Source organism: Geotalea toluenoxydans JCM 15764, from assembly GCF_001311985.1.
GTDB lineage: Bacteria > Desulfobacterota > Desulfuromonadia > Geobacterales > Geobacteraceae > Geotalea > Geotalea toluenoxydans.
Genome location: NZ_BBCJ01000017.1, coordinates 1 through 26,123 on the forward strand (window position 1 = coordinate 1; position 26,123 = coordinate 26,123).

The 26,123-nt window shown below is 56.6% G+C and carries 33 protein-coding genes and 4 pseudogenes; 19 read left to right on the plus strand and 18 right to left on the minus strand.

The genetic code is table 11. From position 1 onward, the window contains the following. The 9 genes from JCM15764_RS12075 to JCM15764_RS12105 form a co-directional block, all read left to right on the plus strand. The coding region (locus JCM15764_RS12075) for a cbb3-type cytochrome c oxidase subunit I (RefSeq protein ID WP_243688866.1) at nt 1–1,453 on the plus strand (1,453 nt) is incomplete at its 5' end. After that, the gene (locus tag JCM15764_RS12080) at nt 1,450–2,184 is read left to right on the plus strand and encodes a cbb3-type cytochrome c oxidase subunit II (RefSeq protein WP_243688867.1); all 735 of its coding nucleotides are present in this window, start codon (nt 1,450–1,452) and stop codon (nt 2,182–2,184) included. The genes JCM15764_RS12075 and JCM15764_RS12080, both read left to right, overlap by 4 nt. Further along, the gene (locus JCM15764_RS23330) at nt 2,067–2,435 is read left to right on the plus strand and encodes a c-type cytochrome (protein WP_243688868.1); all 369 of its coding nucleotides are present in this window, start codon (nt 2,067–2,069) and stop codon (nt 2,433–2,435) included. The genes JCM15764_RS12080 and JCM15764_RS23330 overlap by 118 nt, the downstream gene beginning before the upstream one ends. A 2-nt stretch (nt 2,436–2,437) precedes the next feature. Next, entirely contained in the window at nt 2,438–2,611 is a 174-nt protein-coding gene (locus JCM15764_RS23335; protein WP_243688869.1) for a hypothetical protein, read from the plus strand. 23 nt (nt 2,612–2,634) lie between these two features. Beyond that, nucleotides 2,635–2,919 (plus strand): hypothetical protein, encoded by a 285-nt coding sequence (locus JCM15764_RS12085; protein WP_054695999.1) that lies wholly within the window; start codon nt 2,635–2,637, stop codon nt 2,917–2,919. Between the two features lie 63 nt (nt 2,920–2,982). Then, nucleotides 2,983–3,237: a hypothetical protein gene (locus JCM15764_RS12090; protein WP_243688870.1), complete on the plus strand. Its 255-nt coding sequence runs from the start codon at nt 2,983–2,985 to the stop codon at nt 3,235–3,237. Continuing rightward, the gene (locus tag JCM15764_RS12095) at nt 3,234–3,725 is read left to right on the plus strand and encodes a c-type cytochrome (RefSeq protein ID WP_054696002.1); all 492 of its coding nucleotides are present in this window, start codon (nt 3,234–3,236) and stop codon (nt 3,723–3,725) included. Before JCM15764_RS12090 ends, JCM15764_RS12095 begins: the two co-directional genes overlap by 4 nt. A 126-nt stretch (nt 3,726–3,851) precedes the next feature. After that, nucleotides 3,852–4,688, plus strand: a complete 837-nt coding sequence (locus tag JCM15764_RS12100) for a sensor histidine kinase (protein WP_054696005.1) — start codon at nt 3,852–3,854, stop codon at nt 4,686–4,688. Between the two features lie 133 nt (nt 4,689–4,821). Next, complete coding sequence (locus JCM15764_RS12105) at nt 4,822–5,313, plus strand: thioesterase family protein (protein WP_054696203.1); 492 nt, start codon at nt 4,822–4,824, stop codon at nt 5,311–5,313. Between the two features lie 158 nt (nt 5,314–5,471). On the opposite strand, the gene JCM15764_RS29815 is transcribed toward JCM15764_RS12105, so the two are convergent. From JCM15764_RS29815 to JCM15764_RS12120, 5 genes are all read right to left on the minus strand, one after another. Then, complete coding sequence (locus JCM15764_RS29815) at nt 5,472–5,777, minus strand: phytoene desaturase family protein (protein WP_243688871.1); 306 nt, start codon at nt 5,775–5,777, stop codon at nt 5,472–5,474. Continuing rightward, on the minus strand, nt 5,774–6,022 hold the full coding sequence (locus JCM15764_RS29820) for a hypothetical protein (protein ID WP_243688872.1): 249 nt from the start codon (nt 6,020–6,022) through the stop codon (nt 5,774–5,776). Before JCM15764_RS29820 ends, JCM15764_RS29815 begins: the two co-directional genes overlap by 4 nt. Continuing rightward, nucleotides 6,007–6,891, minus strand: a complete 885-nt coding sequence (locus tag JCM15764_RS29825; RefSeq protein ID WP_243688873.1) for a phytoene desaturase family protein — start codon at nt 6,889–6,891, stop codon at nt 6,007–6,009. Before JCM15764_RS29825 ends, JCM15764_RS29820 begins: the two co-directional genes overlap by 16 nt. Nucleotide 6,892: 1 nt before the next feature. Then, nucleotides 6,893–8,575 carry a heavy metal translocating P-type ATPase gene (locus JCM15764_RS12115; RefSeq protein ID WP_054696008.1) on the minus strand — a complete coding sequence of 561 codons (1,683 nt, stop codon included), beginning with the start codon at nt 8,573–8,575 and terminating at the stop codon, nt 6,893–6,895. Between the two features lie 538 nt (nt 8,576–9,113). Next, nucleotides 9,114–9,677, minus strand: coding sequence for a sulfite exporter TauE/SafE family protein (locus tag JCM15764_RS12120; protein WP_054696011.1), 564 nt, complete (start codon nt 9,675–9,677; stop codon nt 9,114–9,116). Between the two features lie 167 nt (nt 9,678–9,844). On the opposite strand from JCM15764_RS12120, the gene JCM15764_RS12125 reads away from it, so the two are divergent. From JCM15764_RS12125 to JCM15764_RS12160, 10 genes and pseudogenes are all read left to right on the plus strand, one after another. Further along, on the plus strand, nt 9,845–10,324 hold the full coding sequence (locus JCM15764_RS12125) for a hypothetical protein (protein ID WP_054696015.1): 480 nt from the start codon (nt 9,845–9,847) through the stop codon (nt 10,322–10,324). Nucleotides 10,325–10,326: 2 nt separating this feature from the next. Continuing rightward, nucleotides 10,327–10,515 (plus strand): hypothetical protein, encoded by a 189-nt coding sequence (locus JCM15764_RS12130; protein WP_054696018.1) that lies wholly within the window; start codon nt 10,327–10,329, stop codon nt 10,513–10,515. Next, nucleotides 10,515–10,640, plus strand: a complete 126-nt coding sequence (locus tag JCM15764_RS26745) for a hypothetical protein (protein ID WP_279384422.1) — start codon at nt 10,515–10,517, stop codon at nt 10,638–10,640. Before JCM15764_RS12130 ends, JCM15764_RS26745 begins: the two co-directional genes overlap by 1 nt. Nucleotides 10,641–10,723: 83 nt before the next feature. Beyond that, entirely contained in the window at nt 10,724–11,905 is a 1,182-nt protein-coding gene (locus JCM15764_RS12135) for a CHASE2 domain-containing protein (protein WP_054696022.1), read from the plus strand. Next, nucleotides 11,902–12,315, plus strand: coding sequence for an adenylate/guanylate cyclase domain-containing protein (locus JCM15764_RS26750; protein ID WP_054696025.1), 414 nt, complete (start codon nt 11,902–11,904; stop codon nt 12,313–12,315). The genes JCM15764_RS12135 and JCM15764_RS26750 overlap by 4 nt, the downstream gene beginning before the upstream one ends. 11 nt (nt 12,316–12,326) lie before the next feature. Continuing rightward, nucleotides 12,327–12,827: an adenylate/guanylate cyclase domain-containing protein gene (locus tag JCM15764_RS26755; RefSeq protein ID WP_054696027.1), complete on the plus strand. Its 501-nt coding sequence runs from the start codon at nt 12,327–12,329 to the stop codon at nt 12,825–12,827. Beyond that, nucleotides 12,824–13,294, plus strand: a complete 471-nt coding sequence (locus tag JCM15764_RS12150) for a hypothetical protein (RefSeq protein WP_054696030.1) — start codon at nt 12,824–12,826, stop codon at nt 13,292–13,294. Before JCM15764_RS26755 ends, JCM15764_RS12150 begins: the two co-directional genes overlap by 4 nt. Continuing rightward, the gene (locus JCM15764_RS12155; RefSeq protein ID WP_054696033.1) at nt 13,291–14,154 is read left to right on the plus strand and encodes a M48 family metalloprotease; all 864 of its coding nucleotides are present in this window, start codon (nt 13,291–13,293) and stop codon (nt 14,152–14,154) included. The genes JCM15764_RS12150 and JCM15764_RS12155 overlap by 4 nt, the downstream gene beginning before the upstream one ends. A 39-nt stretch (nt 14,155–14,193) precedes the next feature. After that, nucleotides 14,194–14,403: pseudogene (locus JCM15764_RS29830) on the plus strand (M48 family metallopeptidase); the annotation flags it as partial. Between the two features lie 86 nt (nt 14,404–14,489). Next, a complete protein-coding gene (locus tag JCM15764_RS12160) occupies nt 14,490–15,425 on the plus strand; it encodes a M48 family metallopeptidase (RefSeq protein WP_279384423.1) in 936 nt (311 codons plus the stop codon). 172 nt (nt 15,426–15,597) lie between these two features. Here JCM15764_RS12160 and gspN read toward each other — a convergent pair whose 3' ends face one another. The 13 genes and pseudogenes from gspN to gspD all read right to left on the minus strand — a co-directional run bounded on the left by gspN (nt 15,598) and on the right by gspD (nt 26,113). Further along, complete coding sequence (gene gspN / locus JCM15764_RS12165) at nt 15,598–16,437, minus strand: type II secretion system protein GspN (protein ID WP_054696035.1); 840 nt, start codon at nt 16,435–16,437, stop codon at nt 15,598–15,600. Further along, complete coding sequence (locus tag JCM15764_RS12170; protein WP_054696038.1) at nt 16,434–16,982, minus strand: hypothetical protein; 549 nt, start codon at nt 16,980–16,982, stop codon at nt 16,434–16,436. Before JCM15764_RS12170 ends, gspN begins: the two co-directional genes overlap by 4 nt. Then, entirely contained in the window at nt 16,979–17,140 is a 162-nt protein-coding gene (locus tag JCM15764_RS23360; protein WP_243688874.1) for a PilN family protein, read from the minus strand. Before JCM15764_RS23360 ends, JCM15764_RS12170 begins: the two co-directional genes overlap by 4 nt. Nucleotides 17,141–17,247: 107 nt before the next feature. Then, nucleotides 17,248–17,715: a type II secretion system protein L gene (locus JCM15764_RS23365; protein ID WP_243688875.1), complete on the minus strand. Its 468-nt coding sequence runs from the start codon at nt 17,713–17,715 to the stop codon at nt 17,248–17,250. Beyond that, a complete protein-coding gene (locus JCM15764_RS23370; RefSeq protein ID WP_243688876.1) occupies nt 17,687–18,298 on the minus strand; it encodes a type II secretion system protein GspL in 612 nt (203 codons plus the stop codon). The genes JCM15764_RS23365 and JCM15764_RS23370 overlap by 29 nt, the downstream gene beginning before the upstream one ends. After that, on the minus strand, nt 18,298–19,221 hold the full coding sequence (gspK, locus tag JCM15764_RS12180; protein WP_054696041.1) for a type II secretion system minor pseudopilin GspK: 924 nt from the start codon (nt 19,219–19,221) through the stop codon (nt 18,298–18,300). Before gspK ends, JCM15764_RS23370 begins: the two co-directional genes overlap by 1 nt. Next, on the minus strand, nt 19,218–19,838 hold the full coding sequence (locus tag JCM15764_RS12185) for a GspJ family type II secretion system protein (RefSeq protein ID WP_054696044.1): 621 nt from the start codon (nt 19,836–19,838) through the stop codon (nt 19,218–19,220). The genes gspK and JCM15764_RS12185 overlap by 4 nt, the downstream gene beginning before the upstream one ends. Next, nucleotides 19,825–20,160, minus strand: coding sequence for a prepilin-type N-terminal cleavage/methylation domain-containing protein (locus tag JCM15764_RS12190; RefSeq protein WP_054696047.1), 336 nt, complete (start codon nt 20,158–20,160; stop codon nt 19,825–19,827). Before JCM15764_RS12190 ends, JCM15764_RS12185 begins: the two co-directional genes overlap by 14 nt. Further along, a complete protein-coding gene (locus tag JCM15764_RS12195) occupies nt 20,157–20,696 on the minus strand; it encodes a pilus assembly FimT family protein (protein WP_279384424.1) in 540 nt (179 codons plus the stop codon). Before JCM15764_RS12195 ends, JCM15764_RS12190 begins: the two co-directional genes overlap by 4 nt. A 110-nt stretch (nt 20,697–20,806) precedes the next feature. Then, nucleotides 20,807–21,247 (minus strand): type II secretion system major pseudopilin GspG, encoded by a 441-nt coding sequence (gene gspG / locus JCM15764_RS12200; protein WP_054696053.1) that lies wholly within the window; start codon nt 21,245–21,247, stop codon nt 20,807–20,809. Nucleotides 21,248–21,400: 153 nt separating this feature from the next. Beyond that, a pseudogene (gspF, locus tag JCM15764_RS30625) lies at nt 21,401–22,609 on the minus strand (type II secretion system inner membrane protein GspF). Next, nucleotides 22,590–24,150 (minus strand): annotated as a pseudogene (gspE, locus tag JCM15764_RS28345) (type II secretion system ATPase GspE). Before gspE ends, gspF begins: the two co-directional pseudogenes overlap by 20 nt. Further along, nucleotides 24,147–26,113: pseudogene (gene gspD, locus JCM15764_RS12215) on the minus strand (type II secretion system secretin GspD). Before gspD ends, gspE begins: the two co-directional pseudogenes overlap by 4 nt. Nucleotides 26,114–26,123 lie beyond the last annotated feature (10 nt).

Consider the following 26,123-nt stretch of genomic DNA (forward strand, 5'->3'; position numbering starts at 1 on the left):
CCTTGGGAGAGAGATAGAGAGAGGGCAAAGGGAGGGGGAGAGAAAATACAAAGGTTTTATTATGCAAAAATTCTTCGACAAACCCCAGAGCGCTTCTCTGGCATTTATGGTTGCCGGCGCCTTCTGGTTCGTGGTGGGGGCGCTATACGGCATGGTGTCGGCCATACACCTGGTCTCGCCTGAGTTCTTCCCCAACGTTTCCTGGCTGGTTTTTGGCCGTGAGCGGCCGGTGCATGTGAACACCATGCTCTATGGTTTTGTCGGCACCATGCTCATCGGCTGCGGCCTCTATTACACCCCTGCTCTTTTGCGCACCAGGCTGTGGTCGGAGCGGCTGGCCTGGGCCAGCTTCTTCCTCTGGAACATCACCATCCTGAGTGGCCCGATTGGCTTTTCCTTCGGCCACACCCAGGGGCGGGAGTACAACGAATATATCTGGAGCGCCGACCTGATCCTGATGGTGGCGGTGCTGCTTCTCATCTGCAATGTGGTGATGACCATCGCCAACCGCACCGAAGAGCAGCTCTATGTTTCGGTCTGGTATTTCATGGCCACCTTTCTCTGGACGGCCGGCAATTATCCCCTGGGCAACGTCATGTGGCGTCCGGCTACAGGCGCCATGCCGGGGTTGATCGATTCACTTTTTCTCTGGTTCTGGGGGCACAATCTGCCGGGGCTCCTCATCACGCCCCTTGCCACCGGAGCAGCCTATTTCGTCATCCCGCGCATGGCCAGGACGCCGCTCAATTCCCACACCCTCTCCCTGCTGGGCTTCTGGCTGCTCATCGCCCTCTATAGCCATATCGGCGGTCATCATGTGCTGCAGTCCCCCATTCCTAACTGGCTGAAGGCGGTCTCGATTGTCGATTCGGTGGCCATGGTGGTGCCGGTCTCCATAGTGGTTCTCAATCTGTGGCTGACCGCCCGCCAGCGGGGAAGGCTCATCTGGGGAGACCCTGCAGCCCGGCTGGTCATGGCGGGTATCGCCTGGTATCTCATCACCTGCATCCAGGGGCCGGTGCAGTCGCTTCCCTATCTGCAGCGGGTCACCCACTTCAATAACTGGACCGTCGGCCATGCCCATATTGCCATGCTCGGCTTCGGCGGCTATATCGCCCTCGGCGCCATGTACCACATCCTGCCACTGGTGACGGGCCGCTGTATCTACTCGAACAGGCTGGTAAACCTCCAGTTCGGCCTCATCACCTTCGGCCTGACCGGCTTTTTCATCGTCCTCACCATCGCCGGCCTGATCCAGGGCAACGCCTGGAACAACGGCGAGACCGTCTATCGGGTGCTGCCCCAATTGGCCCCATACTTCATCTCACGGGCCGCACTGGGTGTGTTCATCCTGACCGGCGCCAGCGTCGGCTTTTACAACGTGGTGATGAGCATTCGAGCCGGTCGGGAGCTTTCAGTCGGTGAGCTGCAGCGGGCGGAGGAAGCGGCATGAAGATGACCCCGGCCTTGCTCATCGTTGGGGCGCTGATGGTCTTCTGGGCCTCCACCTTCGTCATCGTCGGCCTGCCGGTCATGACCATGAGCGATAAGCCTTCAGAGATCTGGCGGCCGATGACTTCGGCAGAGCGGGAAGGGCACCGCCTCTATGTGCAGAATGGCTGCAGTTACTGCCATTCTCTCTTTATCCGCATCAACGACTGGGACATTGGCGCTGAACGGATTGCCGAGAGCGGCGACTACGTGGCCCAGGAGCCGGCCATCCTCGGCAGTGAGCGCACCGGCCCCGATCTTTCACAAGAGGGGGGGGAACATTCCGATGATTGGCACAAGGCCCACTTCATCAATCCCCGTTACACCAGCCCCATCTCTTTGATGCCGTCATGGGAGTTTCTTGGCGAGGAGAAGATCCGCAAACTGACGGCCTACGTTCAGGCACTGGGGTGGAAGATGGCCGACGTGCGGGTTGCCCGCCAGCAGCAGTGGAAGCAGCAGGCAGTTGCCGCTTATGAATCTGGCGCCGATGCTAACATCAAGTGGCTGCACGGCCAGATTCCCGCCGTCTGGCGACCGATGCCCAACCCTACCCAGCTTCGCCGGCGTCCCTGTTGCGGGGTAAACGGATCTACCAGGAGTTCTGCATCAACTGCCATGGCCCCATCGGCGACGGTAAGGGGCCTGCCGCCTCCCACCTCTACCCGCCGCCGCTGGATTTTACGACATTGAGGAGGCACTTGGAGGCCAACCGCTACATCGGCGGCATCTTCTACTACCAGATCATGAACGGCATCACCGGCACCGCCATGCCCTACTTCAAGAAGCACCTGGAGTCGGAAAAGATCTGGGACCTGGCCAATTACCTGGGGGTGAGCTTTCTCGGCTATACGGATGCCAACATCGGGCCGCGGGGGATCGATGCCTCCTTTGAAGAGTTGTGGCGCAATCAATACCGTCCGCCGAGCAAAACGGGAGAGTGATCATGTGCAGCCTGGGATTCAATGCCTTTCTTGCCATGTGGCTCGGCTTTCTGGCGGTGATGATTACGGCCATCACCTTGGCGCTTGTCTGGGCGGTCCGGTCGAGGCAATTCTCAGACCAGGACCGGGCCCGCTACCTGCCGCTGGAAAGCGGCATACCCACTAAGGAGAAATAGAAACGACACAAGGGGAAAGCACAATGATGACCTTCAACCTTTATGTGCAGCAGAACCAGTGGATTATGGTGACTCTCCTTGCGGGAGCCGCCCTGATGATCCTTGTCTGCCTCACTTATCTGGCCATGTGGCGTCCCCGGGAAGAGGAGGCCCGGCGGGACAGGGAGATCCGGATTCAGGGGCCGCTGAGTTTCTTCCAGTGGGTCTTGAGCTTCATGCCCTGGCCCCTGGTGCTTATCATTTTCGGCACGTTTATTTATGGCATCGGGCACACGGTGCTGGCCATGACCCAGCTCCCCAACTGGTGAGGCTGCCATGGCGGAAAAGAAAAAATACGACGAGCAGCGGGAACTCCCCAGCCATGGGAATGGGTGATAATCACCCTTTTGAGCCTGGTCATCATCGCCTACGGCCTCCTTGCCTATCGCTTTGTCCTTGATGGTCCAAGGCAATGGGATTTCGGCCAGCTGCCCGATACGCCGGCGGAATCCATTTATTCCACCGAAGAGCCGCCCCCCCGTGATGGGAAATTGCCTCGACAGCTCCCGAAACTGCCGGAGGCACAGCCGGAGAACCCGCCAAAGCCGCCTAACCAGCAGCTGAGAGAGCGGAGCCCGAACCGATGAAAAAGATAGCGGCAGCCCTGGTCATTTTTGCAACCCTAATCGTGGCAGGCCTCTTCGGCCTGGTGCTGTACAATGGCCCTCGCATGCAGATCCAGCAGCACCTGCGCGCCTACCAGTGGGTCCAGCCGCCGCCGGTGGATGGGGTGGTGCCGGTTACCCTGCCGGAGCAGCTGCCTTCCATGGAAGCTGCTCCGGCGGTGAGAAATCCACTGCCGGATACGGCGGAAAACCGGCAGCGGGGACGCGTTTATTATCATTACTACTGTATCTTCTGCCATGGAAACGAAGGCGCCGGCAACGGGCCGGTCGGTGAGAGCTACATGCCGGTGCCGGCCGACCTGCGCTCGAAGCGGGTCACCCGATACGGTGATGGCGATCTCCTGCGAAACATGCTGCTGGGCATCGGTCATGAACCGGTGCTGGAAGGGGTAGTGCCCCCCAGGCATCGCTGGTACCTGGTGACTTATGTGCGGTCGTTGGGGAGGTAAATTTCAGGGTTTAATATTTGCTTACTTTTCCTGCCTGATTCTGCTATTTTTCCGCATAGTTGTGTCTTCGGCATCATGCCTGTCGTTCGAGCTGTGTCGAAACAGCATTTAGGCAAGGAAAAGCGGATGAAAAGTGGAATTCAGGAAAATCCGGAAAAGGCAGTGCCGGGTGGGACCGAAAAGGAGTTGCGGCAGGCCCATGAAGAGCTGGAACAGCGCGTTATGGAACGGACGGCCGAACTGGTAAAGGTTCTGAAAGACCTGCATGAAAAGGAACACATGCTATTGCAGCAAAGCCGTCTTGCTGCCATGGGAGAGATGATAAGCAACATTGCCCACCAGTGGCGTCAGCCGCTCAATTCACTGGGCCTGAACATTCAGCGACTGAGCCTTTATCACGACCATGGAAAATTAAGCAAGGAAGTCCTCGACCAGTCAGTGGACGTCTCAATGAAGCTCATACAGCACATGTCGCAGACCATTGACGATTTCAGGAATTTTTTCAAGCCGGACAAGGAAAAGTTGAGCTTCAAGGCCAGTGTCGTTGTTGCCAATGTCATAGCTCTCATAACCGGCAGCTTCAACCACAACCAGATCACAATCGATCTGGAGTGCGTGGACGATCCGATCATCTATGGCTATCAGAACGAATACTCCCAGGTTCTCCTCAATATATTGATGAATGCCAGGGATGCATTCGAAAGGTGCAGCCACCATAACCGGCGGGTTCTTATTACTACCTGCCTGAGAAAGGCCAAATCGGTAATAACTATCTGCGACAATGCAGGAGGGATTCCCGCAGATATACTGGAGAAGGTATTCGACCCCTATTTCACCACCAAGGGACCCCATGGAACCGGCATAGGCCTGTTCCTGGCCAAGAACATCATTGAAAGAGGCATGCATGGCAGACTGACTGCGCGAAACACCGGTGATGGTGCGGAATTTGCCATTGAGGTATAACATGCAGCCTGCTGGTGCTTTTCAGCCTCGCCCGTCACAACGTCTTCGGCTGATGCCGGAGTTAATCTTTCCATGACAGCCATACCGGTGACATAACACCACCGAATCCATGAACATAATCAGTGAGATAGTAATGTCAAATACAGCACCACGCACCCGTCGCCCCCCCGAGGAGCAGGCCCGCCTTGAGGTCAGGCTCCGGGAGGTTTTCGAGGAATGTTTTCCCTTCAACCGCCTCATGGGCATCAAGGTCGAGACCCTCGATCCGCGGCAGCCGAAGATCTCCTTTGGGATGCGCCAGGAACTGGTGGGGAGTTATATGCACAGCCGGCTCCACGGCGGTGCTATCGCCACGGCCCTTGATACCGTGGGTGGTCTCGCTGTTACCCTGGCGGTGGCGGAAAAACATGCCGACGAAACGGTCGAACAGCTCGCCCAACGGTTCACCCGCTGCGGTACCATCGATTTACGTGTGGACTACCTGAATCCGGGGGTGGGGAAGCGTTTTAGCGCCACCGCTACCGTAATGCGCCTGGGGGGAAAGATCGCCTCGGTTCGCATGGAACTCCATAACGATGCCGGTGTTCTGGTTGCCATCGGCTCCGCTGCCTATGCTGTCAGCTGACGGCGGGATTCCCGTTGAAGCATCTGCAATCATGGATTGAGCCCCTCGATCACTTATGATACCCTCTTCCCGTTTTTCTTTGCCGTTACCAGGTTGACTCCTTCCTGAACCATCGGCAGGCTGTTGTAGCCGCATATTTCCGGGAAACCGGATCTCACCTACTTCATTCTCTCCAGGGCCAGCTTGGCCGCCAGGTAACCGCACAGGCCGTGAACTCCGCCGCCGGGAGGGGTGGAGGCGGAACAGATGAAGATGTTTTTGTCAGGGGTGGCGTATGGGTGAGGCCCGGCGACAGGACGGACAACCATCTGACGCAGGTTCTGCATGCCGCCGTTGATATCCCCGCCGACGAAGTTTTCGTTGTAGGCCTGCATTGCTGCCGTATCCCTGGTTCGCCGCCCGATGATCAGGTCCTTGAAGCCGGGGGCGAACCGCTCGATCTGATTTTCAATCCTTTCCGTCATGTCGACTCTTGAGCATTGGGCACATGGCAGTATGCCCACCCCACCTGCTTGCCCGCCGGGGCACGCTCGGGATCGAAAAGGCTCTGCTGGGCCACCAGTACAAACGGCTTTTCCGGATGCCGGCCCAGGTGGACCTCTTTCTCTGCAGCTGCGATCTCCTCCATGGTTCCACCCAGATGCAGGGTGGCAGCTCGCCGGCATTCCTCTGCCCGCCACGGTATCGGCCCGTTCAGAGCCCAGTCCACTTTGAAAATGCCGGGTCCGAACCGGTATTTTTCCAGCTGCTTCCGGTAATCGCTGTCAAAACGTTGCCGTGCCAGCTGCAGCACCTGCCGGGGTGAGACATCGAGAAAAACCGTGGCATCGGCGGGCAGTTCATCACAGTGCCTATCCTTCTTCCGGTTACAATCTCTCCCCCCAGTGAAAGGAAGTGCCCGGCCAATGCCTGGCTGATTTTTCCTGTTCCTCCTGCAGCCACCGGCCAGCCGTTAACATGGCCGAGGGTGCCCAGGACCAGGCCAAATGCTGCAGAACCCGGCTTGTCCAGGGGGAGAAAGGAGTGGGCAGCCATGCCCGCGAAAAGGGCTCGGGCCAGCGGTCCTTGAAAAGTGCTGTGGGCGAGGCCGACTGCCGATCTCAACCCATGGATGCCGAAGCGGGCCATGAGGAGGGGGTGGGTGGGGAAGGTGAGTGGTGCCAGCACCTGGGGGGAGATTTCCTGCCAATGTTCCCTGAGCGGCGTCATCAACTCCAGGTACGGGCGCCGGTCGGGGAAATCCAGGCTGTCCACCGTTTGAAATATCTCTCTTTCCAGGACGGCAGCTGTCCCGTCATCCAGTGGATGTGCCAGGGCAGCCGGTGGATAGATCCATTTCAGGCCATGATCGGCAAGGGGGAGCGAATTGAAGAAGGGAGAAAAGGCGGCCAGGGGATGTATGGCTGCACAGACATCATGGACAAAGCCGGGCAGGGTGAGCTCGGCGCTGCGGGTGCCGCCGCCGACGCTTGATGCCGCTTCCCCAATGGTGACCGGCAAACCTGCCTGGGCCATGACAATGGCTGCAGCCAATCCGTTTGGTCCTGAGCCGACGACAAAAACTCCGTTTTCGGGCATGTTACATTTCCTCCCCTGGAAAACTGCTGATGCGCAAGGAGTTGGCAAGCACCGTCAGGCTGGAAACGACCATGGCGATTGCCGCCAAAAGCGGATGCAGCAGACCGGCCGCGGCCGCCCCCAAGGCGATTGCATTGTAGCCGAAGCTCCAGGCGAAATTCTGGCCGATAATCCTCCTTGTTTGCCTGCTGAGTCCGATCAGCCAGGGGATCTGCGTGAGGCGGTCCGATAGAATAACCACATTGCCCGCCTGGCGTGCCAGATCCAGGCCGCTGCCGAGAGCTATTCCCACCTGGGCGGCGGCAAGGGGTGCGGCGTCGTTGACCCCATCCCCGACCACGGCGACCTTCCTTCCTGCGTCAAGGGCTTGTTCCACTACGGCCAGCTTTTCAACCGGATTTCGCGGCGCCTCGATGGTCCTTATCCCCGCCTGTGCGGCTATGGCTGAGGCTACCTGCAGGCGATCCCCCGAAAGTATAACCGATGGGATTCCCAGGGTATCCAGTTTCTGCACCGTCGCAACGGCGTCGCTACGTATGCCGTCCTCAAAAACAAGGCGACCCCGGATATGTCCGTCCCAAGCCACATCCATTGCCATAAGACCCTCTCCGCCTGCCGAATCGACAGTCTGCCGGAATGATGCCGATGCTCCTGCGGTTATCATCCTGCTTTCACCATTCAATTTTACCAGACCATCGATTCCCTGCCCCGGATATATATTGATGCCGGCCGGTGACCCCAGCTCCAGGCCTCTTCTTGCAGCTTCAGCTGATATGGTTCTGGCTAAAGGGTGTTTGCTGGCAGACTCAAGGGTGGCAAGTAACGCCAGCAGCCGATCTTCGGTCAGCTGGGGATCAAAGACGATTATCTCCCTGAGAACCGGCTGATTGGTGGTCAGGGTTCCGGTCTTGTCGAAAAAGATGAGATCGGTCCTGCCAAGCTGTTCCATGGTTTCGCCGCCTCGGACGACAATACCCGCTGTTGCGGCTCTGGCAATGGCCAGGGATGTTGCCAGGGGGGTGGCGATTCCCATGGTGCACGGACAGGCGACCACGAGAACGGAGAGAGCACTCAGAAAGCCCTGCAGCGGGTTGTCGGCCAAAGTCCAGAGAATGAGGGAAGCAAGGGCCACCAGCCCTACTAAGACAATGAACATGCCTGCTGCCCGTTCGGCAATGCGCTCTGCCGGGGAAGGATTCTGCCAGGCCCCTTGGATCATGGTAACGATCCGCTGGAGCAGAACCTCTTTACCTGCCTGTTCGGTTTTCACCAGCAGGCTTCCCTGGCCGTTGACCGTCCCGGCCAGCACCCGTTCTCCGGGGCCTCTGCAGACCGGTAGCGGCTCGCCGGTGAAAGCGGCTTCCTCGACGGTTGAATTGCCCTCGTGGATCAGACCATCGACGGCAATCCGCTCGCCGGGGCGGATGAGCACCAGGTCGCCGGTGTGCAACTGCTCTATGGCAACTTCCACGGCAGTTCCCGTTTCAATCTTCAGTGCCGATGCCGGCAGCAAGGATTCCATGGCATGGAGCAGATCGGCGGCCTTTCTTTTTGCCGTCGCTTCCATGATCTTGCCGAAGGTGACCAGCACCGGCAGCATGGTTGCCGTATCGAAATATACCTGCCCGGCAGCACGCACGGTATTGATTGTGCTGACGGTAAAGGCGGTAACCGATCCTGCCACAATGAGCAGGTCGAGGCCCGGCCTTCCCTGGAGGCGCCATGACCAGGGGGTAGAGCAGAATGGCCATGGCCGGCATTGCCAATGCCAGCATGACCCAGCGGAAGAGGGGTATTACCTCTGTCTCGACCGATCCCGAATAGAGGAGCAGGGAAAGCATCATGATGTTCATGGCCAGCAGGGCGCCGAAGCCGAGTCGCAGCAGGTTCCAGGCATGATCACCTTCATCCCGGCTGCCGATAACGCCGGCAATGAGCCGACAGGCGTAGCAGCAGAAGATGGCGCCGCCGGTTTGAACCGGCGATTGACGAATCGGCAGCCCACAGTGGGCACATACTTGGGGAGATATTTCAGTTGCCGTTGTTGCTGACATGAGATTTTTCCGAGCAGCAGCCCTTGCTGCTGTCGGCTTTGGAAGCTTGCTGGAAAACCGGCTGGGAAGGGCAGCCGAGGAGTCGATGAAAAACCTCTGTGCCGCGCAGCACCGTCGCCATTCCCAGAAGAAGGAGAATGATTCCGCCGGCAGCTGCGCCCCATTTTTTCAGGCGAGCTCCTGCCGCCAGACTTGCCCCCCCAATATCAGCAGAGGCAGCGCAGTACCCATCCCCATGGCTGCCATGGTGGTCATGCCGATTGTCACCGAGCCCGATTGTATGGCATAGGCGAGAAAGCCGATAACAATAGGGCAGGGGAGCAGCCCTGTTATAATGCCGAGTGTCAGTGCCCCGGCTGGGGAAGGTGATCGCAGCAGCGGTCGGCATAAAGTTGCGAGCAGTCCGCTGTCTGGGCCATTGGCACCCTTGCCGGGTAATAAACCCAGCAGCGCCAAGCCTGCCAGAAATATCATACCTCCGGCAAAGTAACTGATGCCATTCTGTAGATAGGTGTGCTGCAGGATACCCGCTGCTTTGGCTCCGGCGTAACCGGCAACAGCTCCGGCGAAGGCGTAGGTGAAAATTTTTCCTGCCAGCCATGCAAACTGGACGGCGATGGCTGCATTTTTTTCGCCGGATCGTGACAGATGGACAATAAACCCGCCGCACATGCCCATACAGTGCGGAAAAGCAAGTAATCCTCCCATAAATCCAATCAGTGCATGATTCATGGCATCATATCCTTTCCCCCTATACTTGTCGTGCAAGATTAAATATTATCAATTTGGTCCGAGACTTCAATGGCACAGCTAATTTCTTGAACATTTTATCCAGAAGATGTATTCTTTTTAAGCTTTTGACTAATTAACCAATCAAGTCCAAACAGTGAGGATCTTTCATGACGCCAGATGCAAAAAAAATATTCCTTTTCATTTCCCTTGCCGCCGTATTTGCCGGTGGCAATGCCGCTTTCGCCAATCCCCAGGCTGCACTTACCCTTTCCGAAAAAGAAAAGGAAATAGCACGGAAGGAGCAGGAACTGGATGAGAAGCTGAATCGCGAAGCAAATCCCAAGATTTCAGGCAAGATCGAGGAAACCATGGACAGCGGCAGCTATACCTACGTGCTGCTGGCCAACGGGGAGAAAAAGACCTGGGTTGCCATGCCCCAGATGAAGGTGGCAGTAGGGCAGGAATTGATCTTCAATTGCAACAACGAGATGTGGAATTTCAAGAGCAGGTCCTTGGAGCGGACTTTCGAACGAATCTATTTCTGTAATGCGCCGGAGAAAACGGTCGGCGGTACAGACGATGGCAAGATGGCCGGAAAAGCTTCTGCCGGCAGCGCCGGCGCCGTAGCGTCTCCTGCGAGAAGATAAGGGTGGAAAAGGCGATTGGCACCAATGCCTATACCGTTGAGGAGCTCTATTCCAATAAGGAGTCTCTGGATAATAAAGCGGTAGCTGTAAAGGGAAAGGTGGTTAAGGTTTCTGCAGGAATTATGGGCAAAAACTGGATCCATGTGCAGGACGCAGCGGTGATGCCAATAAAAGGACCAACAACCTGGTAGTGACCTCCCAGGATGTTCCTAAGGTCGGCGAGATAGTCACCGTCAACGGGACACTGAGAGCCGACAAGGATTTCGGTGGTGGCTATAAATACGCCGTCATCGTGGAAGAGGCTGCCATCAAATAATTCTCACCCCCTGATAGCGAAAAAAGCCCCCTCCACGAAGGGGGCTTTTTAATTTTTCTCCTTACTGCATTCAGGAGGTAAATATGAACCTCGTTGGATCCCGCCTTGTCAGAATGGCCCTTCTCGCCTTAGCCGCTTTTGGTCTATCCCTGGCACTGTTTCTTTCCGGCCTTTTCACCACCTTTGAATACAAAGTCTATGACCTGATGTCACGCAACCTGAATCCAGCCAAGGGCCCAGGTGATATTGTCATTGTGAAAATCGACCAACAGAGCCTTGATGCCCTGAGCAGCGAGAACATCAACTGGCCATGGCCCCGGCAGATGTATGCCCCCCTCCTGGATTACCTGTCCCAGGCGGATGGGGTGCTGGTCGATATCATCTTTACCGAGCCCTCCTCCTACGGCGAAGAAGACGACCTCCTCCTGGCTGAGGCGCTGAAGAAGGCGGGCAATGTTTTCCTTCCCATCTTTCTGACCAACGACAACCGGCAGATGGGAGCGGAAGAACTGGCGTTCATGAAGAAAAGCGCCATGCCCCATGTCCTCTCCACCCGTCTTATCTACCAGTCTGCTATAACCAATATCGAAAATATCCGAACCGCCGCCCTCGGTGCAGGAAACGTGGTCATGAAACCCGATGCCGACGGCACCTATCGTCGGGTGCCGCTCTCCTTCCGGTTTCGCACTGAAACAATCCCCAATTTCGTTCTGGCAAGCCTGCTGAAGGATAAAAAGATAACTGTGCAGGGGGGGAAGCTGTCTGCCGCAAACAAGCCGCTGCCGCTTTTGGGGGATTCGCTGCTGCTTCGTTTTTATTCGGCCCCGGAACCCTTTACCATAATTTCCGCCGCCGATATTTTCAAGTCGTCCATTGACAGCGAAGCAGGCAGGACGCCGGTTATTGCCAGGGATTTTTTCAAGGGGAAAAAGGTTTTTATCGGCCTCACTGCAGCTGGGCTCTATGATCTGAAGCCTACTCCCATAACCGCCGTTTCAACGGGGGTCATGGTCCATGCCACGGCGATGGACAACCTGCTGCACAGGCACTACATCAGGCAGCTGCCGTCTTTCGCATCCGTTGTCCTCATGTTCCTTCTGTCGGCGGCCATTTGCCTCTTTGTCCTCACCCATCATAAATTCAGCACCAACCTGGCATTCTTTGCTGCAGCAGCGGCTTTTGTCCTTGGCCTGTCCGGCATGCTTTTCAAGAACGGCATCTACCTGCAGGTGGTTCCTTCTGCGACAGCCCTGGTAGTTGCATGATTGCTTCCGTTGCCTTTAGCTATGCCACGGAAGGGAAAGAGCGGCGCTTTGTCCGCCGTGCTTTTGCCCAGTACATGGATGAAACACTGGTCGATTACCTGCTGCAGAATCCCGACCTGATCAAGCCGGGGGGCCAGCGGCGGCGGGTCTCGGTCTTTTTTGCCGATATTGCCGGCTTCACCACCATAGCCGAGAGATTGCCGGCTGAGGCCACAGCGAAGATACTCCACACGGCCCTCAACACCTTCAGCGAGGTCATCATCCGCAACCATGGCGTCATCGACAAGTATATCGGCGACTGCATAATGGCCTTCTGGGGGGCACCCATCGCCAGTGAAAATGACGAGTTGAATGCCTGCCGCGCCGCAGTAGAGTGCCAGGAGGCCCTGGTGGAGATCAATCGTGGCTGATAGCAGATGGATTGACGGAAATAGCCATCCGCATCGGCATAAACTCCGGGGATGCCATCGTCGGCAACCTGGGAAGCGACCGGCTCTTCGATTTCACCGCCATCGGCGATACGGTCAACCTTGCTTCCCGCCTGGAATCGGCCAACAAATATTTCAAGACCAGGATCATGGTCAGCGAGGATACGTTCAGCCGCACGGGAGATGCCTTTATTTCAAGGGAACTGGGGCTGATCGAGGTGAAAGGCAAGTCTCAGCCGATCAGGATCTATGAACTGCTGGTGGCGGTGGACCGCTCGGAACTGGAGGTCAAAGCTTTTGCAGAAGCCTATGGGGAGGCGTACCGGATGTTCACCGGCGGCAACTGGCAGGAGGCTGCCGATCTCTTTGCTTCTTTTCTCAAAACTTATCCCGGTGACGGGCCTGCCGCCTATTATTTGAAATGGTGCGCCGATCTGCAGGCAAATCCACCATTGACTAATGACTGGAATGTGATAAAAATGACCGAGAAATGAAAACCATTAAAACCATCATAACGGGAGTCGTCTTCCTGCAACTTTGCGGCATCTCCCTGGCTGCCGATTCGGCGCGGGTCATTGTCAAGGAGAACGCCATCCGGGAGCAGTGCCGCTTCTTTTCACCGGTGAAGGCCAAGATCCGGCTCAATGATCTTTTGACCATCACCGGCAAAAGCGGTGACTGGTACAAGGCCACCTTCAAAGGGATCAACGGGTGCGTTCACAAAAGCGCCATCGAGCAGAAGTCTTTCAAGTTGGGAAGCCTTGCCGGCTCCAAGGGAAGGACTGCATCCAAAGACGAGGTCTCCCTTGCCGGGAAGGGTTTCAATCCCCAGGTGGAGGCATCATATAAGGGAAGTCATCCCGAAGCGGATTTTCGCACCGTCGACACCATCGAGGGGTTCAAGGTGAGCAGCGAGAATTTGGGCGAGTTCCTGAAAAACGGGGGATTGAACGAGCAATGACCAGGAAACTGCTTTATATGGCCCTGGCCGGCTCGCTGCTCCTGACCGGCTGCCGGCTTGACAATCTTTCTGCAGACCAGATCAACCTGATCACCAGCTCCGTTTCCTCTACGTTCAAGGCTGCCCGGCCCATCAGCGAGGAAGAAGAATATTACGTGGGGCGTGCCGTGGCCGCCAAAATTCTCACCTCGTACCGGCTGGTCAATAACAGGAAGCTGACCGACTATGTGAATCTGGTCGGCCAGGCAGTGGCTATTCACTCGGAGAAGCCATTCACCTTCGGCGGCTACCATTTTGCCGTTCTGGACAGCAGCGAAATGAATGCCTTCGCCTGTCCTGGGGGCATTATCTTCATCACCCGCGGCATGGTGGATGCTGTTAAGAATGAGGATGAACTGGCGGCAGTGCTGGCCCATGAGGTCGGCCACATCAATCACCGTGACGGCATTGGCGCCATATCCCAGTCCCGCTGGACCGAGGCGCTGACCACCATCGGCAGCGAAGCGGCAAAGACCTACGGTTCCAAGGATGTGGCAAAGCTGGTCGGGCTGTTTGAAGGCTCCATCGATGATGTCTTCAAGACCCTGGTTGTCAACGGTTATGGGCGCAGCCAGGAATATGCCGCTGATCAGGCATCGCTCAATTACCTTACCGCTACCGGTTACGATCCCCATGCCCTGAAGGCTTTTCTGGACAGGCTAGTTTCCCGGAACGAGGGCTCGGAGGGGGGCATCATGAAAACCCACCCTGCAACCAGGGACCGGGTAGACAATGTTGCCGCCAACATGCCGCAACAGCAGACTGACACCGCCCATTTCAAGGAGCGGAGCCGCCGGTTTGCCTCGGTGATGGGTAAATAAGCAGTTTCTGCACACATCTCCTGCCGACGATGGAATTTCATGACTCTCACCGCGCTTATCTGTTACTTGCTCGTTGCCGCTGCCGGCTACTTTCTTCGTTTTCTCAATCTGCAGCACCTGAAGAAACATGGCTCGGAAATCCCTCCCGGCTTTGAAGAGGCCATTGACGCCGGCACCCTGGCAAAAACCTCCGCATATACAGTGGAGCAGAGCAGGCTCGGTCTGGTCGAATCAATTTTCGACAACATTCTGCTGCTCTTTTTTCTCTTTGGCGGCCTGATTACCGTCTATGACGGATTCATTGCTCCCTCAGCAGTTCTTTCATCTGGAACGGGGTGCTCTTTTTCCTTATTCTCACCCTCATCCAAACGGTGCTCGATCTTCCCTTCAGCCTTTACGGCACCTTTCGCCTGGAAAAGCGCTTCGGCTTCAATACCACTACTCCTCAGGTGTGGGTTTCCGACCTCTTCAAATCCACGGCGTTATCGACGGTGATTCTCGTCATGCTGACCTCCGGCGCCCTTGCTTTGGTGCGATGGAGCCAGCAACTGTGGTGGCTGTGGGTATGGGCTTTTTTTGCCGCCGTCTCCATCTTTTTCATGTATGTCTCCCCCTATATCATCGAGCCCCTCTTCCACAAGTTCGAACCGGTCAAGGACGCGGAGTTGGAAGGAGACATTCGCGATCTTATGGAAAAGGCCGGACTTCACGTGAGTCGGGTCATGCAGATGGATGCCTCCCGGCGCAGCCGCCATTCCAATGCCTATTTTACCGGCATTGGCCGGGTCAAGCGGATCGTTCTCTACGATACTCTTCTGGAGCAGATGGACAGGCACGAGATCCTGGCCATCCTGGCCCACGAGGTTGGACACTGGAAGAAAGGGCATGTGTGGAAGCGCCTGGTGATCACCGAAATTTCTGCCCTGGCGGCACTTTACCTTTCTTACCTGCTTCTTGAATGGGGAGGGCTGCCGTCGGTGCTTGGCCTGACACAGCTCTCCTTTGCAGGGCAACTGGTGGTCCTCGGCTTCATCAGTTCCGTCATCATGTTTCCCTTCACCGCTGTCTCAAGCTGGTTCTCGCGCCGCCACGAGTGGGAGGCCGATCAATTCTCCAGGGAGCTGACAGGGAACCCTGCTGCTTTGGCAACGGCCCTTGTCAAACTGAACAGGGAAAACCTTGGCAATCTCCACCCCCATCCGGTTTATGCCAAATTTTACTATTCGCACCCCCCGGTTGTTGAAAGGGTTGCGCGGTTGCGGCAGCCATAGGCTTGGCAGTGGTACTCACTGTGCATGGGTTTCGGTTAATATTATGGCGGTTGCAGTGTAACTTCAAAGCCTTGGGTATGAGAAGCCGGAGAAAATAACGGTGATGGTTGAATTGCAAAAGGCCCGGCGGGATTTCCTGCCGGGCTTCTTGCTTTGCAGGCGGATTGGTTCTTTACATGATCGAGGGCTTGCCGAGGGTTCCCCGCACCGGCAGCTGGTAATGTCCGGGGGATGTCTGGTATTTGAGAAGCAGCAGGAAGACGAACTTCTGTTTTTCCAGGAACTCAGGCCTGGGCATCAGTTCCAGGGTCAGGTTCAGGGGGGCCACGCTCATGGGATTGATCAGGGGCATGTCTCCCTTGAGACGTGTGTAAAGTCCTTCGCCATCAAAGGTCAGGCTTTCAAGATTTGCCCTGCCGCCGCCGATCTTCAGCATTCCTTGCACGGTTTTATAGGTGGCATCGGGTAGTGGCATGGCGCCTATCTTTACTCCTTGCAGCTGAGCATCCTTCACTGCCAGCTGCAGCTGGCCGGTTGCAGCTGCCTGTTTTCCCCTGATCGTTCCTTTTCCTCTCAGCTCTCCCTTGACCTGGGCGCCGGTTACCGTCTGGAAAAAGGGAATGTCTTCCAGTCGTACGCCGGCCATCTCGAACTTCAGGCTCCCTTTTTTCAGGGGACTGAACTCGCCGTCAATGACCCCTTTGCCGATGCTGCCATGGTAGCCGAAGACAATTCTGCCAAGAAAGAGCGGCAGGACCCGCAGTTTGACTGAAGCCTTGTCCAGCCGGATCACTGCCCCCTTTTCCGTACCGATCTCCACACCGCTGCCCCGTATGCCCAAGGGAAAGGCCAGGCCGAAGCTCCTGGTATGGAGGGTATAGCCTTCCCTGGCCAGTGCCCGGGCAAAAACCTCCTGCAGTTCTTTCCCCGGAACGAACAGGATGGTGAGGGCGATGAAACAGATTATGGCAGCCGGGATGCCTGCACCGAACAGGATAAGAGGACGTTTCATCGAGTTCCTTGCTGTGAAGCTTTGATCAGCGCGACGGTCAGGGTAAGGTCAAGCCTGGACGGGTCGTCGAAGCGGGTTTTTAGGAGGGCTTTCTTCACCACCACCGGTTTCGCCCCTTTTTCCAGTTTGTAGATGAGATTCACCGCATCATTGGCAGAAAGTCCCTCCATCTTGACCTCCGCCGCGTCCTCCACAAAACCTGGTCGGTCTTCGCCCTTGACCGGCTTGATCTGGGTGTTTTTGCCCTTGATACCGATTTCCTCGACGATCTTTGCCGGCGAATCGTCGGGACGCGTGGCGGCGAGGCGGTTGGAAAGCTTCTGGGCGCCGATATTCGCTTCCATGAAGCGTGCCTTCAGAGTGAGCATCTCTGTTATATCCGCTTCCCGTGCAGCTCTTTTTTTCTCCAGGCGGGTAATTCTGCCGTTGATGGTCGACAGGATCACGGCCAGGATGAGGACCGCGGCCAGGGCCATTCCCCATCGCAGGCGGGTTTTTTCATCCATGCTTTGCATGGTTTCCATGAGGAGGTGCATGTATTTCATATGGTTCCCTCCTTGAGCGTGCCACGGAGAACGAAGGTGACGCTGCCATCCGGTTTCGATTTGGTTTCGCTAACCTCGGCACCGGACAACAGCGATGCCGATTTGGTTTTAAAATCATTTACCGCCTGGAATGATTTTGCATCACCCTTTAACCGCACCTGGTTTCCGTCAATCTCCGCTTCGAAGACGCCGAAAATGTCGTCCCCCTTTGCTTCCGCCAGGGTTTTCAGAACAATGAGGGTATTGCTGGAGGCCTTGCCGCTGTTCAGCCGCTTGATCTCCGAGCGGAGTTCGGCAACCTCATCGACAGCTTTTTGCGGGTGGGAAAGACCTCCCGATATATCTTGTTGATAGAGCTGTTCAGTGAATCCAGGTCCTTTTTCACCAGATACCAGCGGAGACCGGCTTCGGCAAAAAGCAGTGCAACCACGCAGCCTGCAAGGATCATTGACAGGCGCAGCTTTTTCCGCGTTTTTGCCGTCCCGGCCGTATAAGCAAGATCGCCGCTACGTAGGTTTATGGCATCTCCGGCAATGACAGCCCGGGCCACCGCATATGCGCCGGCAAGATCCCTGGCCGCGTCGGCATCTCCGGCAAAGGTTTCGGCAAATTCCCCATCGATGGCCAGGGGGGAAATGGATGCAGCCGCCGGGGAAGTGCCCGGTGCATCCTGCCTCGAATGCCCGCCATGGGCAAAAGCTCGCTCAACGGCAGTCCCTTTGGCGATTTCCACGGCAGCCAGGTTCTTGCCGTCTCACTTTCGCCCCCTGCCAATACCCGGAAAAAGATCGGCTTTTTATCCTGGTAGACAACCAACGACTCGCCGTCGGTAAGGGCGACCGTGCCGGTGCCGGCTTCTGCGGGATAAGGCTCTGCCAGTTGAAAAGTGAAGCGGTAACTATTTCCGGCTCCAGCCCCTTTTCGACCAGAAGGGCAATTGTCTCCTGCAGCCAGTGGTGTTTGGCCCAGACCGCCAGGACCTTTCCCTCGGTAAGGGGCAGTGCATCGAACACCAGTTGGTCCGTATCCACAGCGGTCTCACCCTTCAGCTCCAGCGGCAGCAGTTCCCTCACCTTGCGCCGGTCGGCAATGGGCAGCTCCATTTCCCGCATGAACAGGTGATTTGATGGAATAGCCAGGATCACCCTTCGTTCCTCGGCCTTTTTCGCGGCAAATTCCTGCAAGAGCACTGGCAGCGAGTCTTCCTGGCTTAAGGGGTGCCGTGCAGCTTCTATAAAACTAAGCTCTCCCCGCTTGCTGCGGAAATTGGCAAAGACCAGCTCATTTCTCTTCAGTTGGATGATGAGCAGATTCATCAGTATTCTCTCCAGTATAAAACAGTGGGTGTCATGCCGGATGGGCGAACCACCGCTTCCACCAGCCGGCTGGTCTCTTTGACGAAGGCCTCGGACTGGATACGATAGACGGCTCCCTTGGCGGTGATAAGCAGCATCAGCTCCTGGGCAATGGTTTCAAAACCTGCAACTTGCGCCAGCTCGGAGGCATTTTTAAAAGGGGTTGTCTTGCGCCGGTCGAGAATCCGCGTCGCCAAGTCGTCGGTTATGTTGTCCGATAATGCAGTCAGAACCTCTTTGGGGGCGGTATTAATATTGATCATAGCCGCCACTGATGCAGGGTCAGCATAAACCGTAACAAACGGTCTCAGTTTGGCAACAACACTGCTGTCGAATCCCTTGATCAGTCTCAGTTCCTCCGTGGTGTCCAGTTTGCCGTTTTTTGCCGGGTAAGGAGGCTTCAGCCTGTTGTAGTAGGCTGATTCAGCCCCTGCCGGGCGTGGCTCTTCATTGACATCCAGCCAGTCCACAAGGGCGTCGAGCAGATCCTGGGAAAGGCCCAATTTCTTGAAGAGGCGTACCGCCATGTTATACTGGCGCTGGTCAACTGTTCCGTTAGTCCCGACAAGGTAGTTAAGATTCAGCTTGCCGCTTTCCTCGGCGATGGAGATCACCAGTTTTCCCTGCTCTTCTTCAAAAATCAGGGGCTGGGCCCATGGATCAAGGAGAGAGGAGTAGGTCTGCAGCGACTGTGTGTACTGGAGCAGCCTGTTTCCGCCTTCCACTCCCGACGCAGCCAGAATGCTCGCCTGTTGGGCCGCAACGTAGTTATGGCTGACTGAGGTGTCCACATAGACTTCATCGACGAACTGGACTGATAATGCCACCAGCAGGGCGGTAATGAGCAACGTTATGACCAGGGCAAAGCCGCGCTGGTCTTTCACGGGCCGGCAATCCTGGGGGTGGCGATGGCGGTATATTCCACCGGTTTGTTCCCTTCCTTGATCCGCAGGGTGATCCTCACCGATTTGGGCAGGACATTGTTCAAGGTCGTATCCCAGCTTCTTACCCACTTGCCGCCGTCGAAACATTCCACGAGAAAGCCTTCCAGCTCCTCCATCTGCGGATACGGATCCGGCTTGAAATCAAAATGAGAATCCTTCGCCCGGCGGACAAGGAAAATCCGGTTGTCCTTTTCAACGGGTTCGTAGGCAATTTCCATCAGGTCGGAAACGGGTGCCGTACCGAAATTCGGCGCGACGATTGAAGTGAATCTGATGGTTGAAGCCGGTTTACCGAAGAAATCACGGTCCTCAACAACGAACCTGAACTTGTTTTCCACATTGGGCTGACTTGGCTTTCGGAAATAGGTCGAGCTGATTTCCCGGCGCAGCATGTCCAGGGTGGTGCGGATTTCTCTTCTCGTTTCCATGCCCGATACTGCAGCCTCGCGGCCATTCATCAGTGAGAAGTAGGTGCCGTACAGGGCTCCGCAGATAATGACCAGGAGCGCCATGGCGACTAACAATTCCAGCAGGGTGAAGCCCTTACTTCTTTGCATAATATTGCACCAGGGAGAGGGACTGTTTTTCACCCCAGCTTACGGTCAGGATCAGTTTCTGCAAGAGCGGGATTTCAGTCGGCATCATTTCCGCCTCCCATGCTATTTCGGGATGGTCGGGGCCGAAAGTTCCCTTTTTTTCCTGAAGGTCCATAAATCCAGGTTCTTCCAGCTTTGCCCGCGCCAGGAGCATGGCAGACGTCTCTTCTTTGTCCCTGCCGACCACAGACAGGTGGTAGTTGAAGGAAGTGATGACGGTGAGGATCACTCCTGCCATGATGGCCAAGGCGATCATGATTTCCAGCAGGGTGAAGCCCTTCACTGCGCTGCCTCCTGGTATCCTTTTTCCACCTTGACCTTACCGCTGCTTGGGTAGGCGGTCACGGTAAAATGCCCATTCTTGCCGTCCTTCAGATGGATGATCATGAAATCCTGCAGACCGCCGGGGCCGAAACCGATGATGACCTCCCCTTCGCTGATCTTTCCCGACTGGGGGATGGTCACATCCTCGATGGTGATTCCTTCGGCTATGGGCCGCCGGCTGAGAAAAGGATCGTCGGCAGCTGTTTCTTCCCCTGACGGGGACAACTGTCTTACCCGGGTGGTACTGTCGGTGATATTCAGGTGCAGGCGGTAACCGGTTTTTGTCGTCGCAGCCCGATCGCCGATGAATCTTATGGCCGAGGCCAGTGAGCGGGCAGAGTCTCTAAGCTTAGCCGACTCGGTGGATGGCAGTCTGGGCAGCACTATCCCCGCGATCAGGGAGAGAATGGCGATGACCACCATCAGTTCCATGAGGGTGAAACCGCCTTGAAAACCAGTTCGAGGTTTGAGGTTCGAGGTTCGAGGTTCAACCACCAATGTTCGAGGTTCGAGGTTCGGGGTTCGAGGTTGTAAGACTCTAAAGAATTTCATGTTTTGCCTGTGCTTGTAACATCGAACTTCGAACGCCGAACTTCGAACGGTCCTCAGCGTATATCCCAGCTGTTGATGTCGGCACTTTTGCCTTCGCCCCCCCGTGTTCCGTCGGCGCCAAGGGATGAGAGATCATAATCGCTGTGCTCGCCCGGTGACAGATAGACATAATCATTCTCCCAAGGGTCCTTGGGTAGATTCTTGCTATCCAGATAACCTTCCGCCTTGTAATTTTTCGGAATCTGGCCGGTGGCCGGCTTGGTGATCAGCGCTGCCAGCCCCTGCTCGGTGGATGGATAGACACCATTGTCCAGCTTGTAGAGCTTGAGGGCGCTTTCAATGTTCCTGATCTGCACCTTGGCATCGGCGATTTTGGCATCGTCGGACCGTCCCATGATCTTGGGCGCCACCAGCGCCGCCAGCGCTGCCAGGATCATGACCACCACCATGATCTCGATCAGGGTAAAGCCGCGGTTGTTTCGAATACTATTCATGTATGACTCCTTTTCATTCTTTAATTTCCCTTGGAACGCTCAAAAGGGGCCAGGTGCAAGGCGCCCGAGTCCAAGGAGTGAAACGTAGCCGCGCTACGTTGCAGCGACGCAGGACGAAGGGCAACGCAGCAGATGGTCACTTTTCAGCGTTCCTCACTTTATGAGCTGGTTGAGCTGGAATATGGGCAAAAGCACCGCCAGCACCACCGTGCCGACGCAGAGCCCCATGCCCAGTATCAGCAGCGGCTCCAGCAGGGCCATTGACCGGGTGATGGAGGCCTCGAATTCCTTCTCGAAGGCATTGCCGGCCTTGATCAGCATGGCTTCCAGCTCTCCCCCTTTTTCGCCGACGGCAATCATGTGTACCATGAGCGGCGGAAAGAGCGAGCTTTTCCGCAGCGCCACCGATAGGCTTCCCCCCTGGATCAGTTCCTCGCTTGCTTCGGCAAGGAAGAGGCGGTATTCCCGGTTGACGATGGCCTCGCCGGTGATTTCGATGGCTTTGATAACCGGTACGCCGCTGGCCAGCAGAAGGCCGAGCACCTTGCGAAGCGGGAAAGAATCAGCGCTGCCAGAGGGGGCCGGCCAGGGGAAGTTTGAGCATCAGCCGGTCTCTTTTCCGCCGAAACGCTTCGTTGCCTTTGGCCCGTTTCAGTGTGAATGCGGCGGCAACGGCATGATGATCAGCAACCACCATCCCTGGCGCAACAGACTGCTAACCTTGATGAGGATGACGGTTATCAGGGGGAGAGCGGCCTTGCTCTGCTCGAAAACGGTGACGATCTTCGGCACGACAAAGGCGAGGAGGAAGAGCATGACACCGGTGCCGACCACAACCATGAGGATCGGGTAAGCCAGCGAGGTGACGATTTTGCTGCGTATGGCATTCTGGTCTTCCAGAAACTCGGCCAATCTCTCCAGCACCACTTCCAGGGCGCCGCTGGCTTCCCCGGCTGAAACCATGCCGATATAGCTGTCGCTGAATATCTGCGGTTCGGCGGCAAGAGCCTTGGCCAGGCTGGTTCCTTCCGCAAGGCGGTCGCGCACCCGGCCCAGCATTGTGCGCAGTTCCCCGGGCCGCTCCTGGTCGTGAAGTGTTGCGATGGCTTCATAGACCGGTACCGATGAGCCGAGCAGGGTTGCCAGTCGCCGCGTCATCAGCGACAGTTCGGGCAGTCCGACTTTTTTCCTGAAGGACATGCGTCCGCGTCCGCCGGCCACCTCATCTGCCGGGGCTATCTGTCTGGCATAGAGGCCGTCTTTCTTCAGACGCTGCCTGGCCTCGTTGACATTGGCCGCCTCGATGGTGCCGGCGACTTCGTTGCCACCGGCCTTGAAGGCACTATAGCGGAAGGTCGGCATAATCCTCCTGCGTTACCCGCAGAACCTCTTCGATGGTGGTGATGCCTGCAGCAGCCTTGGTCAGGCCGTCTTCCCGCAGGGTCTTCATACCCCTGGAAATGGCATATTCCTTGATGGCGCCGGCCGGGGCCTGCTTGATGATCATGGAGCAGAGCTCCGAATCGATGGGAAGGAATTCATAGATGCCGATCCGCCCCATGGAGCCCAGGTTGAAGCACTTTTCGCAGCCCCGGCCCCGATAGAGGACGGGGGGCAGGGTGATGCCTGCATATTCGCGCTCAGGCTCGTATTCTTCGCGGCAGTGGGGGCAGATGACTCGCACCAGACGCTGGGCCATGACCGCCGACAGGGAAGAGGCAACCATGAACGGCTCGATGCCATATCGATGAGGCGGGTAACGGCGGTGGCGGCATCGTTTGTATGGAGGGTGGACAGTACCAGGTGGCCGGTGAGGCTGGCCTGCATGGCTATTTCCGCCGTTTCCACGTCGCGGATCTCGCCGACCATGATGATATCCGGGTCTTGACGCAGTATGGAGCGCAGCCCATGGGCAAAGGTGAGGTCGATCTTGGGATTTACCTGGATCTGTCCCACCCCTTTCAGCTGGTATTCCACCGGTCTTCGATGGTAATGATGTTCTTTTCAGGGGAGTTGACCCGGTTCAACGCCGCATAGAGGGTGGTTGTCTTGCCGCTGCCGGTAGGTCCCGTAACCAGGATGATGCCGTTGCTTCTGGAGAGGAGCCGCTCCATGGTTTTGACATTATTTTCGGAAAGGCCGATGTTGGTCAGGGAGATGACCCCCCGCTGTTTGTCCAAAAGCCTCAGCACTATCCTTTCGCCGAAAAAGGTGGGAATGATGGAGACGCGGATATCCACGTCGCGGCCGGCAACGATGACCCGGAGTCGGCCATCCTGGGGAAGCCTTTTTTCGGCAATGTTCAGGCCGGACATGATCTTGACCCGGGAAATGAGAGCTTCCTGGACCACCTTGGGAGGCTCCAGCATCTTATAGAGGATGCCGTCGATCCTGAAGCGCACCTCCAGTTCCCGCTCGAAGGGCTCGATATGGATGTCGCTGGCCCGCTCCTTAACCGCCTGGAAGAGGATGGAGTTCAGGAGGCGGATCACCGGTGCCTCGTCGGTGAGATCCAGCAGGTCCTTGGGCTCGTTGAACTCGGTGGCGATGGCCGACAGCTCCACCCCTTCCAGTTCTTCCACCACTTCCTGGGCCGAACCGGACATCCTGCCGTAGAGGCGGTTGATGGCGTCCATAACGGTCTGGCGCGGCACGGCAACAGCCTGCACCGGCATGGAGAAAACACCTTGCAGCTCGTCCAGGGCCAGGAGATTGGCCGGATCGCCGGCAGCGGCGATCAGTGTGCCGTCTTCCTCCCGGAGGGGCAGGAGCAGGTTGTTGCGGGCGAAGGCCAGCGGCAGACGCATGAGCAGGGTCGTTTCCACGGTGCTGTCGTCTATTTCCGGCTGGAACGGGAGCCCCAGCCTTCTGGCAATATCTTCGGTCTCGCTGGCCGGGGTCATTGGTTTGCCTTCACCTTCAGTTCCTTATCGAAATCGATGGGCTTGTCCGATTTCAATTGCTCGCTGAAACGGTTTTTCTGCATCTCCGACACTTTCCCCATATCCACCGAGTCCTTGATGATGTATGGGGTCAGAACAATCAGGAGGTTGGTCTTGGTCCGTTTGAGGCTCTTGGTCTTGAACAGCCAGCCGAGCACCGGGATGTCCCCCAGGAACGGGATCTTTGAAATGGTTTCCTGGTCCTGGTCCTGGATCAGCCCGCCTATGACTACCGTATCAGTATTCTTCACCACCACCGAGGTCTTGGCGGAACGCTTGGTGGTGGTGATGTCGGCTGCAGCACCGGTGCTGGTGGCATCCTTGACCGCGGAGATCTCCTGATAGATATCCATCTTGACATATTCCCCTTCGCTGACCATGGGCTTGATCTTCAGGGTGATACCGGTGTCTTTCCGTTCAATAGACTGCTGCGGGTTGATCTGATTGCTTGCGCCGTAGGTTATGCTTCCCCGGAATGGAACATTCTCTCCTACAAAAATCTCCGCTTCCTTATTATCGGAGGTCAGTATGTTAGGTGTTGAAAGGACGTTTAGGGCGCCGTTGGACTGGAGTGCTCTGAGCACTGCCGGGAAATTGGCAGCTCCGGACAATTTAAGCCCGCTGATATCGGCGAGAGATGCTATGGGCGACACTGCCCCTGCAATTGTCGAAAAAGTGCCCATTGGATCGTAAACTCCAGCCGTTGCAACACTTCCATCAGAGGTAACTGCACCACCAAATATTCCCCACTGCACTCCCAGCTCCCGTGCCTTGTCCAGGGATACTTCAGCGATTGTGGCCTGGACGAAGACTTGGCGATTGCGCCGGTCCAGCTTCTGGATCACCTGGAGCAGGTTCTGGTAATCGGTGGGGGAGGCCATGATGACCAGGGAATTAGTGGCCTTGTCAGGGGTGATGGAGATTTTGCCTCCTTCGAAGACCGATTGCTGGGGTGCGGCGGCTCCCGGCTGGCCCGGTGCTGCTGCAGCAGAAGAGCCCTTGACGACGCCGTCAAGAACCTTGGCAACTTCGGTGGCATCGGCATTTTCAAGGTAATAGACGTTCACCTTGCTGCTGGTGGTCGGGGGAACGATATCCAACTGGGCAATGAACTTCTTGATATCTTCCTTGTCCTTGGCGCTGCCGAACAGGATCAGGGCATTGAGCCGGGGGTCGGCCAGGACCAAACCAGTGCCGGTTGGTGCTGCTGCCTGTTGCCCGGCGGGGCGGGCACCCTTATCCTTGCCCCCCAGCCATTCTTTGATGACTGAGCTGATGCTTTCAGCCGATGCATTCTTCAGGAAGACCAGTTCCGCTCCTTCTCTCTTCTGGTCAGTATCCACCAGTTGCAGGATGTTGAGGATCTTTTGTACATTGAGGGATGAGTCCACCAGGAGCAGCATATTGCCTGGGCCGAAGGCGGAGATGTAGCCGTCCTTGGAGATCATCGGCTGGAGAAAGGTCATCGCCTCCTGGCTGGAGATGTGCTCCAGGTTGATGATGCGTGCCACGTAGCTTCGTTGACCGGGCCACGATCCTTGTCGCTGAGAATCTTCATTCCCGATTGCTTGGCTGCGCCGGTGGGAACGATTTTCAGCACCTTCCCTGCCGGGACAACGGTAAAGCCTTTCAGTTCCAGCACTGAGGTGAAGACGTTGAACGCCTCTTCCGTGGAGAGCTTGGCTGGGGAAAAGACAGAGATCTTGCCTTTCACCCGGTCGTCCATGACGAAGTTCTTGCCGGTCAGGTCGCTGATGAACTTTACCATGGTGGATATGTCCACGTCGCTGAAATTGAGGACTACCCCCTTGGCCAGCGCCGGAAGCGGCAGTGCCAGCAGGGAGAGCAGTGAAAGGATGGTTATGATTTTACGCAATGGGCGCCTCCGGATACATGTTGCAGGGAACGGTGTTTGGGCAATCATGGGAAAGAAG

What these genes read in the sequence shown, in the direction of transcription:
- JCM15764_RS26750 (WP_054696025.1), top strand. Translation starts at nt 11,902, where the DNA reads ATGATTGCTTCCGTTGCCTTTAGCTATGCCACGGAAGGGAAAGAGCGG.
- JCM15764_RS12085 (WP_054695999.1), top strand. Translation starts at nt 2,635, where the DNA reads ATGATGACCTTCAACCTTTATGTGCAGCAGAACCAGTGGATTATGGTG.
- JCM15764_RS12185 (WP_054696044.1), bottom strand. Translation starts at nt 19,838, where the DNA reads ATGCAAAGAAGTAAGGGCTTCACCCTGCTGGAATTGTTAGTCGCCATG.
- JCM15764_RS23335 (WP_243688869.1), top strand. Translation starts at nt 2,438, where the DNA reads ATGTGCAGCCTGGGATTCAATGCCTTTCTTGCCATGTGGCTCGGCTTT.
- JCM15764_RS12100 (WP_054696005.1), top strand. Translation starts at nt 3,852, where the DNA reads ATGAAAAGTGGAATTCAGGAAAATCCGGAAAAGGCAGTGCCGGGTGGG.
- JCM15764_RS23370 (WP_243688876.1), bottom strand. Translation starts at nt 18,298, where the DNA reads ATGAATCTGCTCATCATCCAACTGAAGAGAAATGAGCTGGTCTTTGCC.
- JCM15764_RS12170 (WP_054696038.1), bottom strand. Translation starts at nt 16,982, where the DNA reads ATGAAATACATGCACCTCCTCATGGAAACCATGCAAAGCATGGATGAA.
- JCM15764_RS12105 (WP_054696203.1), top strand. Translation starts at nt 4,822, where the DNA reads ATGTCAAATACAGCACCACGCACCCGTCGCCCCCCCGAGGAGCAGGCC.
- gspG (WP_054696053.1), bottom strand. Translation starts at nt 21,247, where the DNA reads ATGAATAGTATTCGAAACAACCGCGGCTTTACCCTGATCGAGATCATG.
- JCM15764_RS12120 (WP_054696011.1), bottom strand. Translation starts at nt 9,677, where the DNA reads ATGAATCATGCACTGATTGGATTTATGGGAGGATTACTTGCTTTTCCG.
- JCM15764_RS29815 (WP_243688871.1), bottom strand. Translation starts at nt 5,777, where the DNA reads ATGACGGAAAGGATTGAAAATCAGATCGAGCGGTTCGCCCCCGGCTTC.
- JCM15764_RS12080 (WP_243688867.1), top strand. Translation starts at nt 1,450, where the DNA reads ATGAAGATGACCCCGGCCTTGCTCATCGTTGGGGCGCTGATGGTCTTC.
- JCM15764_RS12155 (WP_054696033.1), top strand. Translation starts at nt 13,291, where the DNA reads ATGACCAGGAAACTGCTTTATATGGCCCTGGCCGGCTCGCTGCTCCTG.
- JCM15764_RS12095 (WP_054696002.1), top strand. Translation starts at nt 3,234, where the DNA reads ATGAAAAAGATAGCGGCAGCCCTGGTCATTTTTGCAACCCTAATCGTG.
- gspN (WP_054696035.1), bottom strand. Translation starts at nt 16,437, where the DNA reads ATGAAACGTCCTCTTATCCTGTTCGGTGCAGGCATCCCGGCTGCCATA.
- JCM15764_RS12125 (WP_054696015.1), top strand. Translation starts at nt 9,845, where the DNA reads ATGACGCCAGATGCAAAAAAAATATTCCTTTTCATTTCCCTTGCCGCC.
- JCM15764_RS12150 (WP_054696030.1), top strand. Translation starts at nt 12,824, where the DNA reads ATGAAAACCATTAAAACCATCATAACGGGAGTCGTCTTCCTGCAACTT.
- JCM15764_RS12135 (WP_054696022.1), top strand. Translation starts at nt 10,724, where the DNA reads ATGAACCTCGTTGGATCCCGCCTTGTCAGAATGGCCCTTCTCGCCTTA.
- JCM15764_RS29825 (WP_243688873.1), bottom strand. Translation starts at nt 6,891, where the DNA reads ATGCCCGAAAACGGAGTTTTTGTCGTCGGCTCAGGACCAAACGGATTG.